This window comes from Pseudomonas sp. HN2, from assembly GCF_020736465.1.
Classification (GTDB): domain Bacteria; phylum Pseudomonadota; class Gammaproteobacteria; order Pseudomonadales; family Pseudomonadaceae; genus Aquipseudomonas; species Aquipseudomonas moraviensis_A.
This window is the reverse complement of the sequence record NZ_CP085885.1, coordinates 858168-870934: the sequence shown is the minus strand read 5'-3', so window position 1 is coordinate 870934 and position 12767 is coordinate 858168. Positions and strand designations below refer to the sequence as shown.

Annotated in this window: 14 protein-coding genes and 1 other RNA gene; 4 read left to right on the top strand and 11 right to left on the bottom strand. The window is 57.0% G+C overall.

Annotated elements, in window-relative coordinates:
* Positions 1–30 precede the first annotated feature (30 nt).
* The 3 genes from LIS66_RS03685 to LIS66_RS03675 all read left to right on the top strand — a co-directional run bounded on the left by LIS66_RS03685 (position 31) and on the right by LIS66_RS03675 (position 2239).
* Positions 31–309, top strand: a complete 279-nt coding sequence (locus LIS66_RS03685; protein ID WP_042608847.1) for a hypothetical protein — start codon at positions 31–33, stop codon at positions 307–309.
* A gap of 98 nt (positions 310–407) precedes the next feature.
* Positions 408–796, top strand: a transfer-messenger RNA (tmRNA) gene (gene ssrA / locus LIS66_RS03680).
* Between the two features lie 186 nt (positions 797–982).
* Entirely contained in the window at positions 983–2239 is a 1257-nt protein-coding gene (locus LIS66_RS03675; RefSeq protein WP_227973660.1) for an integrase domain-containing protein, read from the top strand.
* A 166-nt stretch (positions 2240–2405) separates the two neighbouring features.
* Here LIS66_RS03675 and LIS66_RS03670 read toward each other — a convergent pair whose 3' ends face one another.
* From LIS66_RS03670 to LIS66_RS03620, 11 genes are all read right to left on the bottom strand, one after another.
* Positions 2406–2675 (bottom strand): hypothetical protein, encoded by a 270-nt coding sequence (locus LIS66_RS03670; RefSeq protein ID WP_227973659.1) that lies wholly within the window; start codon positions 2673–2675, stop codon positions 2406–2408.
* Entirely contained in the window at positions 2672–3655 is a 984-nt protein-coding gene (locus LIS66_RS03665) for an integrase domain-containing protein (RefSeq protein WP_227973658.1), read from the bottom strand. The genes LIS66_RS03670 and LIS66_RS03665 overlap by 4 nt, the downstream gene beginning before the upstream one ends.
* Complete coding sequence (locus LIS66_RS03660) at positions 3639–3992, bottom strand: hypothetical protein (protein ID WP_227973657.1); 354 nt, start codon at positions 3990–3992, stop codon at positions 3639–3641. The genes LIS66_RS03665 and LIS66_RS03660 overlap by 17 nt, the downstream gene beginning before the upstream one ends.
* Complete coding sequence (locus LIS66_RS03655) at positions 3979–5385, bottom strand: YfjI family protein (RefSeq protein ID WP_227973656.1); 1407 nt, start codon at positions 5383–5385, stop codon at positions 3979–3981. The genes LIS66_RS03660 and LIS66_RS03655 overlap by 14 nt, the downstream gene beginning before the upstream one ends.
* Before the next feature lie 1065 nt (positions 5386–6450).
* On the bottom strand, positions 6451–6672 hold the full coding sequence (locus tag LIS66_RS03650; protein WP_227973655.1) for a LasR-specific antiactivator QslA: 222 nt from the start codon (positions 6670–6672) through the stop codon (positions 6451–6453).
* Positions 6650–6865 (bottom strand): hypothetical protein, encoded by a 216-nt coding sequence (locus LIS66_RS03645; protein ID WP_227973654.1) that lies wholly within the window; start codon positions 6863–6865, stop codon positions 6650–6652. The genes LIS66_RS03650 and LIS66_RS03645 overlap by 23 nt, the downstream gene beginning before the upstream one ends.
* A gap of 71 nt (positions 6866–6936) precedes the next feature.
* A complete protein-coding gene (locus LIS66_RS03640; RefSeq protein ID WP_227973653.1) occupies positions 6937–8181 on the bottom strand; it encodes an MFS transporter in 1245 nt (414 codons plus the stop codon).
* 17 nt (positions 8182–8198) lie between these two features.
* Entirely contained in the window at positions 8199–9140 is a 942-nt protein-coding gene (locus LIS66_RS03635) for an alpha/beta fold hydrolase (RefSeq protein WP_227973652.1), read from the bottom strand.
* A 119-nt stretch (positions 9141–9259) separates the two neighbouring features.
* Entirely contained in the window at positions 9260–10258 is a 999-nt protein-coding gene (locus tag LIS66_RS03630) for a quinone oxidoreductase family protein (protein ID WP_222589716.1), read from the bottom strand.
* 113 nt (positions 10259–10371) lie between these two features.
* Positions 10372–11343: an alpha/beta fold hydrolase gene (locus tag LIS66_RS03625; RefSeq protein ID WP_227973651.1), complete on the bottom strand. Its 972-nt coding sequence runs from the start codon at positions 11341–11343 to the stop codon at positions 10372–10374.
* Positions 11344–11415: 72 nt separating this feature from the next.
* Entirely contained in the window at positions 11416–12060 is a 645-nt protein-coding gene (locus tag LIS66_RS03620) for a glutathione S-transferase (protein ID WP_222589714.1), read from the bottom strand.
* Between the two features lie 98 nt (positions 12061–12158).
* Between LIS66_RS03620 and LIS66_RS03615 the strand changes: the two genes are divergently transcribed.
* A complete protein-coding gene (locus LIS66_RS03615; protein ID WP_221398670.1) occupies positions 12159–12722 on the top strand; it encodes a TetR/AcrR family transcriptional regulator in 564 nt (187 codons plus the stop codon).
* Positions 12723–12767: the final 45 nt, after the last annotated feature.

The following is a 12767-nucleotide window of genomic DNA, read 5'->3' as shown; positions in this document are numbered from 1 at the left end:
GCCTGGATCCCTCAGTTCAAGGAGATACACATGAAGCGTTCTGTACTGTTAGGTCTGTTCGTTACTGCCTCGATGATGGCGTCCACTTCGTTCGCCGCAGACAAGCCTGCCGATCTGTGCGATGCCAATATCCAGACGATCAACAACGCCAAAGGGCAGTTGTCGGCGAATCCGGAATTGAGCCAGCGCGCCGTAGCCAGCGTAACCAAGGCCCAATCGCTCAAAGCCGAAGGCAAAATCGACGACTGCGTTGCGGAAACCTCGCAAACCATCGTAGAACTGCGCAAAGCCACCGGCACCAACAACTGATCCATGCTGACGGGCCAACCTGCGGGTTGGCCTCGTCGGCAGATTGACGTACACTGTGCACGCTTGTTGCCCGATCAGATTCACCGGGCAATGAGTTCGGGGCCGTTTAGGATTCGACGCCGGTTGCGAAACTCTAGGTGCATGCCGACTTGGTAACAGAAGTCGTAAATCCACTGTTGCAACTACTTATAGTTGCCAATGACGACCAATACGGTGTTGCTCTCGCTGCTTAATTGCAGCTGACAATGCTCCTGGTACCTTCGGGTCCAGCAATCATCAGGGGATGTCTGTAAACCCGAAATGATTGTCATATAGAACAGAATCGCCGTGCAGTACGTTGTGGACGAAGCGGCTAAAACTTACACAACTCGCCCAAAGCACCCTGCCCGTCGGGTCGCTGAGGGTTAACTTAATAGACACGGCTACGCATGTAGTACCGACAGCGGAGTACTGGCGGACGGGGGTTCAAATCCCCCCGGCTCCACCACTTCATCATCTAAAGACGTCCACGGACGTCTTTTTTTGTGTCTGAAATCCAGTGAATACAGGGGGTTCAGCGCTTTTTTGGGCTTTGGAGGATTTCTGAGTTCCAGGCGCTTTGGTATCCCAGGTGGTATCCCGGACTACCAAATGCTATTTTCAGGATACCAAAACGGTGCTGGAGGTAGTCCCCATGCCTACTAACGCAACCCGCCTCTCCGATCGCCAGCTCAAGGCAGTCAAGGCAACTGGTAAAGACTTCGTCCTCAGCGACGGCGATGGCTTGCAGCTTCGAGTACGCGCCAGCGGCTCGATGATGTGGAATTTCAATTACCGCGAACCGTTGGCCAGAAGTCGTATCAACATGGCGCTTGGTCCATACCCCGACCTCTCGCTAGCCAACGCCCGGAAGAAAGCCGCAGAAGCGCGTGAGTTGCTCGCTTTGGGCATTGATCCCAAAACCCAGCGTGATGAGGTAAGGCAAGCCAAACTTGCTGAGAGTGAACACACTTTCGAGAAGGTGGCCACGGCCTGGTTCGAGCTGAAGAAAGACTCCGTAACCAAAGCCTACGCCGAAGACATTTGGAGATCGCTGACGCTTCATGTTTTCCCAAGTATGAAAACAACACCGCTCTCTCAAATCACTGCTCCGATGGTTATCAAGATCCTTCGCCCAATCGAGGCCAAAGGGAGCCTCGAAACCGTGAAACGATTGAGCCAACGACTCAACGAGATCATGACCTACGGGGTCAACTCCGGGCTAATATTTGCGAACCCCCTCAATGGAATTCGGGCGGTGTTCAAGAAACCCAAGAAAGAGAACATGGCTGCGCTACCACCTGAGGAGCTTCCCGAGCTCATGATGGAAATCGCGAACGCCAGCATCAAGCGCACGACCCGCTGCCTGATCGAATGGCAACTGCACACGATGACCCGCCCTGCCGAAGCAGCCACCGCGCGATGGTCAGATATCGACTTCGACAAGCGCATTTGGACCATTCCGCCAGAGCGCATGAAAAAGCGTCGGCCGCACACAATCCCTCTTACCGATCAGGCACTTTCGTTACTGGAGACACTCAAGCAACTCAGCGGTAACAGAGAGTACGTGTTCCCCTCAGATAGAAACCCCCGCACCCATGCCAATAGCCAGACCGCCAACATGGCGTTGAAGCGCAGGGGCTTTCAGGACCGTCTAGTCAGCCACGGCTTGCGCTCGATGGCGAGCACCATCCTGAATGAGCATGGCTGGGATCCGGAGCTGATCGAGGTCGCGCTGGCGCATGTCGACAAGGACGAAGTTCGTAGCGCCTACAACCGGGCGGATTATATCGAACGCCGGCGTCCGATGATGGCCTGGTGGAGTGAACATATCCAGAAGGCGGCCACCGGCAGCCTGTCGGCATCGGCCATCAATCAAACCAGGGACCGCAACGTCGTACCCATTCGCTGAGCATCCAAAGATACGCGACGCCGGCTACAATCCGTGTCGTGCAGCAGGGCGACAGGAGTGACGACTGTCGCTAAATCTCTGGTATGCCTGCTCCTCTTCAGCCAAGCCCCTGAGTATGGGAAGGCTCCGCATTCCCATACTCAGGGGCTCACGCTTAAAGCGTCTATCAAACAATTACGACTTGCGCCTTTCTGCGGCGGATCAGCCCTGCTGTTAATTCGTAGTAGTAGACGGTCGCTGGTGCTGAACAACGCAGATAGTGACCAAAAAACCATCTCACATGCTTTTCCCGCCAGCCCCAAGGAGTGGCACACCCCCATTGCTCACGAATTACTTCGTGCATCCTTTCTGCTTGCCTGATGTGCCGCTGCCGCGTGGCATGCGCACCTTTGAGCACCGGATTCAGAAACAACGTCATATCAAACTCGGACTTCATCGCCGACCTCCGATGTAGGCGCTGACCACATCGATGCGGTTATGTCCCAGCTCGTGGCTGATTTGCTCTCGTGCACGCTGGTCAAGCTCTTGATCCTCTCGATGACCACGACCGCCATTGACGGGTGCAGGGAAACCCGTCAGTTGCTCATAGCGCTCACAGGCGTAAGCCGCCCGCAGCTCATGAAAACCCTTCACCCCCTGCTCATGCAGGAGGTCCCGCGCCGGTCGCACGACTGTCTGCATGAAGTCTTTGTAGCTTTCGTCGGGCGCCAACAAATTCCGACTGCCACTGGGTGAGACCTCACTGGCTCTATTCAGGGCGCCACGAACTTGATCCGTGACCGCAATCCAACGCGGTGCCGATGCGCCTGATCGACCGCCTTTGGTGCCGTCCTGGATATTGATCTTGCCCAGTTGCCGAGCCTCACGTTTCAGCCGGAGCAAGTCCGCCAAGATCGCTTCGCGCAGGCGCATGCCGGTCTCCCGAGCAAGGAGCACAATGGCACTCACCCTCGATTGCTGGCCTAGCTCTGACAACGCCTGTGCGATCAACTCGACCTGCCCACGGTCTTGGCCTTGCGGCGCCTCACTACGAACGCTTGAACGCTGCAAGCCAAGCGCCTTACTTGGACTGGGGATTTTGACGTACTGATCACCGCGCAGCGCGGCTATGGTTCGGTTCACACTGGACAGGCGATTCTGCGCGGTGGCGATGCCGACGTTGCCCTGATTAACCTGCTCGCGCACGTGGGCGGCGTACCGCATGAGGATCTCGCGGTCGATCTGTCGCGCGTCATTGAGCCTCGGTCCTTCTTCGGATCGACACCATTGCACGAAGGCCTGCCAGCGATCGCTATGGGCTTTGACGGTACCAAAATGGCCATCGCCAAACAGTTCTTTCAGGGCTTGCGGTCCGGCATAGCTGAGCTGGCGACCGAAACCAAAATTGCGCCCAGCTCGCTTACCGACCCGAGCCATTTTTCTGCTCCTGATTGACTGCAGCAAGATCATGTAAAAGGGCTCGCCAGTGCGCGCTCACGATGGCGAGCTGAGCCCAATCAGTCGGGCGAAAACACAGCGTGTTGTCGGTGACATAGAGATGCGCGCCCTCCTCTTTCAAGCATTGGATGATGGCTGTCGTCGAGGTGATAGCTTTACGGGTGGTGGCGACAGCGGCGACAGCGGCGACAACCCTTGTCCTGCCTGGCTTTGAGCGTGGCGACAAAGTGGCGACAGTCGCGGCGACAAATCGCGCTTTCGGCTCCTTTTGGCGCTGAGCCAGATGGTTGCGCAGCGCCTCATCAAGATTGAACATGGCGCACCTCGAAGGTATTCCCGTCGGTGATCAGCCACTGATGATCAATCAACTCGACCAGCAGCTTAGCGGCATGACGGCTGCTCTTACGGGCAAAGCGGGGACCGTTGCGATTCAGCTCTCGAATACTGAAGCGCTTCCAATCTTTGATCTGGAGCCAGCGCAGCAGCCGGTCCGCCTCTTCCTTTACCCGGCACACCGGTTCCTGTTCAGTCAGGCGCTGGATCTCGTTGAGGTAGTAGCCGATTAAAGCGGAGGCTCGTTGGATATGATCGACCTCCACGACACTGCTCTCCTCCACCACGGCCAAAATGCCAGCGACGCGCAGCAGGTTGTCGGCGGCTTTCGATCCGCTAGGCCGCACGCTGGCCAGCTCCCCAAATTCACCCAACTGGGCTTCGATGGCGTCATGCAAATCAATCCAGCGACGACGGGACAATGGACTGAGGTTCAACGGTGATAGCTGGAGAGCACCGTCAGCGGAAAGTGACCAAGGCTGATGAAACAGGGCCGAAAGGCGTTGGTGATATCGCTTTAGTGCGGCGTCTTTGGACAAGTCGACAGCCTGGTAGCTGCGTTGTCCAGCCAGACTCGTGGGCCAGGTCATCAGACAGCGACCGAGGATGCCTTGCCCTTGCAGCAACGGATCACTGAGTAACTGCATGGCCAAGTACGGTTGCAGCATCAGGTGCAGGCTCACGCGCCGATCGTAGGCTCGTAGGCTTTCACCGACCATGGAGCGAGCACGATCAATCGGGCTCCCGTCCCAGAGTGACGACAAGGTCGTGATCGCTTTCAAACGGTTATCGCGACTCATGGTGCTGCTACCGAGGAATTGTCCGCCCTCATCACAGAACAGCCCCATGCTGGGCAAGTCATGACAAAGCCCCTTAATTAAGGCCTCGATAGTCGGGTCTGTGGTGATCAGCCGAGGTGCAGAGGGCTCCGCTTCGAGCAGCACGTCATTTGCGGAGTCGGGGTCGGCAGGATTGATACGCTGCGCCTGTCGCTGTGCGGCGCGGTACCGGGAGAGCTGTTCGCGGTAGCGCTGCCACTGTTCACGCTCCCATTGTCGTGCTGGCAGCAATGCAAACCTGTCTGCGGCGGTCTTGCGATCACCTGACGCGGCCACCGTGATCAGGTACAGCGACAGGTGGTAATTTCTTCCGTCGAGGTGTAAGCCTGCATGACCTTGAGTGGCCAGCGCTGAGGCAGCCAAGACCGATTGTGCTGCCAGTGCTTGAGGCACGCCGATCACCTCGGCCATGCGCTCGACCGCGGGACCAAGAATGCCCCCCAACGCCTGAACCGGATAAGGTTCGGCCTCCGGATTCGACTCGATTAACGGTCGAGGGGATCGTGGTAGTTCAAGCTTCGGATCTAACTGCTGCATGGGCCCTCTCCTCGGTGATTGCTGGTTGTCCTCACGTACTCCCGCCAAAGCTGTTGAGTGTTATCAGGGATCAAGGCCCCTGCGACCTGTGAGGTGTTCACTGACGCGGAACGAACGGCTCCTTACGACCGGGAGCGAGGGCATGACCCCATGAACTTGGCCTCCTTAGCGCATCCGAAGATGCGGGCGGGCAGAGGCTGTGCCGACTGACGAGTTCGGCACCTACAGATCCTGGGTGGGAGAAGGCAAAGACCTGGACACCTAGGGCATGCCTGACTGTCAGTCAGGTGCAGCCTCTCCATGGGCTGCGGCACCGGCGCCTGTGTCGTTGCAGATGGCGACGAATCGGAGTTGTCAGGTCGATTGTCACGAGGAGAGTTGCGGCAATGCCCTGTACGACGTGGCTTGCAGCAGTGGTACGAGCGCCCGTCTCTTTCCAGGAGAAAGAGACGGGCGCAGATTGGCGCAGCTGAGTGTGCCGAAGGGTGAGGTTGCTGCAGCGCAGCAGGGTAAGTCCATCGTCTGCCGCAGTGGACAGATTAAGTCGAGTAGGCATCCATCACTCTTGGGGAGTGACCGTGCGAGCCGCCGGACGCTAATCGCACTTCGGGAAAACCACCAACAAGTGGCGTAGCCTTAAAGGTTCTGGCTACCTGGGCTGGTGCTGTCAACGACAGCGATCCGTGCGCCAATTTTTATACCCACTCGAAAAGACGGTCAAGCATTCCGGGCATTAGGGAGCAAGAAGTGGCGACTGTCGCCACTTTTGTCGCCACGCTCCAGGGCACGTCTGACGTGGGTTGTCGCCGATGTCGCCAGTGTCGCCAATTCTCTAGCCATGGCCCACGACAACCTCCGCACTGACACCGAAGCTGCGCTCGATAGAGATCGTGGGTAATTACTGATGGGGAAATGACGCTACAGCGCTAATCAAAAATTTGAAAGGGAAGGTGGAACGAGGTGGCTTCGAGAAAGAGCGAGTGAACCCTCCGATCGGCGCGATCAAAGATCGCTGGTTCGGAGGGTTTGGCGGGAAAAGCAATAAGTCAAACGTCAAATACAGCCTCAAGCATAAAAGCTGGTTGATTGGGAGGTGGCGGTTTCATGCCGCATGATTAGCGTCTGCTGCAACCGCAGCAGAAAGCCGGCCTCGAACGCTTCCTGTATATCACCTGAGCGATGATGCTTTCGGTTCTGCGCCAGTGCCCACCATAGCGGTAGTGATGTGCCGTCAAGCCAAGTCTCCGCACAACGAACGCCGTCCTCAATCCATTGGGCTGAATTCATTGCCCCATGGGGTTCTGATACCGGGAAAGCCTTCAGCGGACGGGACAGAGGAGTATTCGGCGATCTGTTGATGCACGCGTCGAGCAGGGATACCGGACAGATATCGGAACTCTTTACCCGCCTTGAAGTGAATCACTTTAGACATAGCCGACATCATCAACGGCAGTGGCGTTCCTTTAAAAACGAAATCCATAAATCGACTGTCATTCGCCTCTGTCAGGCATAGCCTGGCAGCTACCTTCCCTCCTGACTTTCCTACGGGTCTCATGACTGGACAGCTGACGTGCTTATTTGATGACCACGATACACGCGCCAATGCGTCAGGCTGGTGGTCAGAGCTACCAGTAACAGCGCGACGAGATAAACCCAGCTGGTGTCTAGCAGGCCAAAAACTCCGACTCCGAATCCGGCCATGATCGGAGGCAGGCTCAACGACAAATAACAGGCCACAAAAATCGCCGCGAAGAGCTCTGCTCGCTCATGTTCTTCGGCGAGTGGCGCCAGCGTTTGCAGAACCGCCGAGAATCCCGCTCCAGATCCAACTCCCGCGATTAGCGTGCCGATGAAAAATACTACGACCCCTCCTCCCAACAGAGACATGATCAGGACACCCAGCCCAACGACCATGGCTATAGCACCCACTGCAGCGCAAAGAGAGAGCGTGAGGAGACGGCCCAAAACCGCTGCTGCAATGGCTGCGGGACCGCACAGCGCAGCAACTGTCAGACCGTTGAGTCCGGCGCTGTTCACGTTGAATACTCCATAAAGAATCGAGGGCGCCAGTGACATGTACAGGCCGCACAGCGCCCAGATGGCGAGCAACAGCGGTATGCTTCGAACGTAAGCAGTCTGGGCCCTGGCACTCACCGAAATACGAGGCTTCAACGATCCCAAAGCACCGGCACGCCGAGTCGCCGTTTCCGGGACCGTCGCCACCCCCACCGCGGCAATCGAGAAAATGAACGCCAGCACCGCGAATACCATCACCTCCGGTCGCCCGATCCAGTACATCGACAATCCTGTGATTAACGATCCTGTGGCCAGTCCCGCTAACGGAGCGATGCTGCTGATCAGTACCCCTGCCTTCTTGTGGCCGACAGGTGCTGCCTCGACCATAGCCGCCGACAATGCACCACTGGCAATTCCCGTCGCCAGCCCTTGGAAACAACGCGCCACAATAAGTTGATTTATATCGCCGGCATACACGAAAAAAATCATCGCCAGGGTCTGCAAACCAAGCGCGCCGATAACCACCGAACGTCGACCGATATGGTCCGACAACGACCCGGCGCTGAGTAGAGCGACCAACAGCGCAATGGCGTACACCGAGAACGCGACGGTCAGCATCCCGGAGGAAAATCCCCAATGACGCTGAAACACCACGAACAGAGGCGACGGTGTGCTCGCAGCAAAGAAGAACGCGAACAGCACCATGGCCAATAAGGGGAAGGCGAAGGCATCTGCCCGGCGAGCTGTCTCTCCTGTTGGGGTATTACCTCTATCCGACATGCCAATCTCCTGATGCCTCATTGCCCGGCAAAGACCTGAATAATGCGTTGGGCGATGTCGCGATGCTCTTCCTCCAGCGCAAAATGCCCGGTGTTGTAATGGTGGATCTGAGCCCCGGGTACGAACTCCTTGATGGAATCTGCGCCTCGCGGCGTAAATATCGGGTCGCCATCTCCCCAGACCACCAACGTGGTGGGTTGAGCCTTTCGCAAGTAAGCTTGCCATTGCGGGTACAACGCGAGGTTTGACCCGATGTCGAGCTGCAGATCCGTCATGGCTCGCCGTTTCTCAGGATCGCTGAGCGCAAAGGCATCGTTTGCCCACGCGTCAGGATTAAGACCATCGGGATTGCGGGCGCCGTGCTGATAAAGAAACAGGTCAGTCGCCAGAACAACCCGCGCCTGGGCGGCTGAACGTTTCTCAGGCGTTTGCGGACCATCGTTTGCCTGAATCGCTTTCAGCCTCGCGGGCTCCCATCCATCCAGCGTAATCGGCGTGTTCTGGATGACCAGTCCGCGTACCCACTGTGGATTACGTGTCGCCAGGCGCATTCCGACAGGGCCGCCAAAGTCCTGCATGAAGATCACCGCGCTTTTAATTCCTAACTCCCGAACCAACTCTTCCATCGATTGACCTAACGCGTCGAAAGTAAGCGGCGCCAAGGGTGCTGCGGTGGGGACGGCACTGTTTCCCATACCGAGGTAATCAGGGGCCAGCACATGAAAATACGGTGCTAGCTCAGGGATCAGGTCGCGAAACATGTGCGAAGACGAAGGAAAACCATGAAGCAGCAGAATGGTTGGTTTATGAGGATCGCCGGCCTCCCGATAAAACAGATTGTTGCCAGCGACCGTGATGAACCGGTAGTGAGTATCGGCTGCCGTCGCATGGCCGCCCCACGCGAGCATCAGTCCGAGCGTCAAACATCTTGCACTTGCAGTGAAGCAGTGACGGCGCATAGCGCGCTCCTCTCGTGACGGACGTATTTACTGATGAGTGTGTGGCCGCCTGATCAACGCCACAGACGCTCCTGCGTCCCTAGTTCGCAAGAAAATTCAGGGGAATCGGTGATCCACTCTTAGAGGTTTGGATCCAGCACAATGACGCCTTGCACTTCCCTTCGCTCCAATAAGGCGTGCGCCAGCCCCGTTTCGCTCAGGGGTAACGTCGCGCCGATGACTGGTCTGATCACTCCGCCTGAAACGCCATCAGCGAGGAATTGCAAAGCCTCGCGAATCAACGTTGGGCGCTGGAAGAACGTCGGCAGGTACACGCCGGCCAAGGTTTGCGCTTTGGCCATCAACCGACGAGGCGCCAATGCCTCGCCTGGACCCCGCGTGGAGCCCACCACCACACAACGCCCCAGCATGGCGAGACACTCAAAGTTCTGATCGAACACCTCGCCGCCGATGGTTTCGAGGATCACATCAACTCCACGCCCCTCGGTCAGTTCAAGCACCCGTTCCGGCCACTGGGGAGTGTCGTAGCTAATGGCATAGTCGGCCCCGAGGCTGCGCACGAATGCGCGACGACTTTCAGTGCTGGCCGTACCGAAAACTGTCTGTGCGCCCATGGCTTTAGCGATCTGCACAGCCAGACTGCCAACCCCCCCGGCGGCACCTTGAATCAAAACGCTTTCACCTGACTGTAAATGCGCGCATGTGCGTAGAGCGAGGAACGCAGTCACTCCCTGACAAGGTAAACCCGCCATGGCGACGTCGTTTGCCGACTCACCCAGCATTACCAGCATGTCAGCACGGGCAATAGCCTGTTGTGCGTATGCGCCTTTGGGCATCAAGGCCATGACCTTGCGCCCGACAACGGCAGGGTCAACGCCCGCCCCTGTTTCCGAAACGCGTCCGACCACCTGAAGTCCGGCGACATGCGGCAGCGTGACACCACCAACGCGTGTTTCGGGCCGGTTATACATGCCCAACCGTTCACGAATATCTGGAAAATTCACCCCGATCGCAGAGGTGTCTATCAATACCTCTCCGGGTCCCGGTACGGGCGTTGGCAAGTCGACGTACTCGAGTACCTCGGGGCCGCCGAAGCTACGGAACTGAATCGCTTTCATAATCTGAGATCCTGGATTCTTCGCTCGTCAGATCTGTAGACGCAGGCCTGACTTGGAGCCTAATCGGTGTTGCGGCATGTGCTGCCGAGCAAATCGTCAGTGCAATGTTTCGATTACTTCACCCCATTGAGAAACAGCGTGGCGTGTTTCAAAAACAGATCCGGGTATTGATAGATCGCGCCATGGTTTGAATCCGGGTAGATCACCAACTGGGCGTTGGGCAAAGTCTGCTGCAAGGTCACGTCATTAACCGTGTAGAAGACAATGTCATGGCTGCCGGCGACTACCATCGTCGGTTGCTTGATGCCTTTCAGGTAGTCGTTGGCGTTGTCGGCCGGCGCTCCCCAGCCAGCGATGGCGGCGGCTTGTGCGGGTGCAGTCTTGCTATCGACATCGACATCGCGATTGACCTTACGTGAGCGCAGACGGGTAAGGAACTCATGTCCGGCGGCCTGGCTTTCTACGGTCTGGGTAAAGAAAACGTCCAGCAGCAGTTCATCCGGTACGGCACGTTTTTTCGCCAGGTAGCCCTGGAATTCCGGCGTCAGCGAGTCCATACCAACTCCACCGCGAGGTGATGAGCCGACCAGAATCAGGCGACGCACGAGGTTCGGATGATCGAGCGTCACTTGCTGTGCGATCAGACTGCCCATGGAAAAGCCGAGCAAGTCCGCCTTTTTCACATTCAGTGCCTGGAGCAGGCCGGAGGCATATTTGGCCATGCCTTCGATGTTGTTCGGCACTTCACCGCTGGAGCTGGCGACGCCGGCGTTGTCGAAGAGGATAATTTCGCGATCACGGGCAAAACCGTCGATGACTTTGGGATCCCAGCTGTCTAGGTTGCCAACGAAATGCTGGAGAAATACCAGTGGCACGCCACTGGGTTTGCCAAAGCGACGGTATGCCAGGCGCGCGCCCTCGACTTCGATGAACTGGGTCGGAGCGGTTTGATGGGTGTAGCTTTGAGCAGCTTTTTTTTCTGCTGGGGTGGTGCTGGCCTGAACAGTCAGTGTCGAGCACGCAGCCGTCAGCGCGACGATGGCCAGGGTATGGCGCAACGCCCATCGGGTGTTGAAAACGGTCATATAGAGGCACCTGAAAAAGACGAGTTGGTTTAAGGGCCGCCCTGACTGATTGCCAGTCGGGGCGGCGCAAGATCAGGCTGGTTTTTTTACACTTGGGCGTTGCTGCACGTTTGTCTGCCATGCCAAGAGCGCGCTGCACTGATCGGGGATGGCAATACTGGCGAAACCGGCGAAAATCAGCCCGGCAAGTACCGTGATGTCGGCCATGGAAAAATGCTCGCCAGCGATATATGGCTGGCTACGCAGGACCTGATCGAAGTAGTGCATTCCGGCAACCGCTTTGTCGCGTTGACGGTTGCCCCAATCGATACGACCTTCCCATTCAGGACTCTTGTATGGCTGCAGAGCGGCACCGAGCCCCGGCGTGGCGTGGTGGAAGTAAAACCCGACCGGATCCGCCAGTTCGGACTCCGCGCGCTTTTGCATCATGTGGATGATGGCCTTTTCCTTCGGCGTCTTGCCGGTGAGAATCGGGTTGCCGTCCAGATTGTCCAGATACTCGGTGATTGCGGTACATTCGGAAATGTTGGTGCCATCATCCAATTGCAGCACTGGGACGGTACCCAGCGGGTTGATCGCCAGGAATGCGGGTTGCTTGTGTTCCGCTGCGGGCAGGTCGATCTTGATGAACTCTATTTGCGAGTCCAGGCCTTTTTCGGCCAGAACAATACGAATGCGCAGCGGGTTAGGAAAACCGGGAATATCAAAAATCTTCATACGAGCTCCATACCTATCTATCTACCTATCGGTAGGTATAAGCTACGACAAGAACATTTTCACTGTCAACGTCTATCTATCGATAGAAAGGTAAAGTTGTGACGACGGATACGCGAGAAACGATCATGGCGGTTGCCCGAAAAATGGTGCAGACCCGAGGCTACAACGGCTTGAGCTTTCGTGAACTGGCCAAAGAGGTCGGCATCAAGAGTGCGAGCATTCACTACCACTTCCCTACCAAGGGTGACTTGGGTGCGGCTTTGGCCAAACGTTACACCGAGGATGGTCTTGAGTACCTTGATGGTTTACGCGCCCATTCCGAAGACCTGAATGTGTGGATGAAGGGTTACACCGACGTATTTCGCCTGGCACTGGTCAACGACAATCGCATGTGCCTGTGCGGGATCATGTCCGCCGAATACGATGACTTACCGCCAGAGGTGAGGATAGAGGTTGACGGCTTCACCGAACTGAATGTGCGCTGGTTGACGGAAGTGTTGTCTGTTTGCCGGCCACAGTTGAGCCTCGAGGAACGACAGCAGCAGGCGCTGGCGATCTATGCGGCTGTGGAGGGCGCTCAGCTGATCGCTCGGGGGCGTGATGACATCAGCGTTTATGACAAGACAATCGAGACGTATCGCTCGGCAGGCCTATTACCTTAAGGTGCCGCAGTTCTCGACACACCTTGACTGTGGAGTCCAGACCAG

Bases quoted from the DNA above. Each gene is read 5' to 3' on its own strand.
- LIS66_RS03670 (WP_227973659.1), bottom strand. From the start codon at position 2,675: ATGAAGTCCGAGTTTGATATGACGTTGTTTCTGAATCCGGTGCTCAAA.
- LIS66_RS03625 (WP_227973651.1), bottom strand. From the start codon at position 11,343: ATGACCGTTTTCAACACCCGATGGGCGTTGCGCCATACCCTGGCCATC.
- LIS66_RS03650 (WP_227973655.1), bottom strand. From the start codon at position 6,672: ATGAATTCAGCCCAATGGATTGAGGACGGCGTTCGTTGTGCGGAGACT.
- LIS66_RS03655 (WP_227973656.1), bottom strand. From the start codon at position 5,385: ATGCAGCAGTTAGATCCGAAGCTTGAACTACCACGATCCCCTCGACCG.
- LIS66_RS03645 (WP_227973654.1), bottom strand. From the start codon at position 6,865: ATGGATTTCGTTTTTAAAGGAACGCCACTGCCGTTGATGATGTCGGCT.
- LIS66_RS03640 (WP_227973653.1), bottom strand. From the start codon at position 8,181: ATGTCGGATAGAGGTAATACCCCAACAGGAGAGACAGCTCGCCGGGCA.
- LIS66_RS03660 (WP_227973657.1), bottom strand. From the start codon at position 3,992: ATGTTCAATCTTGATGAGGCGCTGCGCAACCATCTGGCTCAGCGCCAA.
- LIS66_RS03685 (WP_042608847.1), top strand. From the start codon at position 31: ATGAAGCGTTCTGTACTGTTAGGTCTGTTCGTTACTGCCTCGATGATG.
- LIS66_RS03675 (WP_227973660.1), top strand. From the start codon at position 983: ATGCCTACTAACGCAACCCGCCTCTCCGATCGCCAGCTCAAGGCAGTC.
- LIS66_RS03620 (WP_222589714.1), bottom strand. From the start codon at position 12,060: ATGAAGATTTTTGATATTCCCGGTTTTCCTAACCCGCTGCGCATTCGT.
- LIS66_RS03635 (WP_227973652.1), bottom strand. From the start codon at position 9,140: ATGCGCCGTCACTGCTTCACTGCAAGTGCAAGATGTTTGACGCTCGGA.
- LIS66_RS03665 (WP_227973658.1), bottom strand. From the start codon at position 3,655: ATGGCTCGGGTCGGTAAGCGAGCTGGGCGCAATTTTGGTTTCGGTCGC.
- LIS66_RS03630 (WP_222589716.1), bottom strand. From the start codon at position 10,258: ATGAAAGCGATTCAGTTCCGTAGCTTCGGCGGCCCCGAGGTACTCGAG.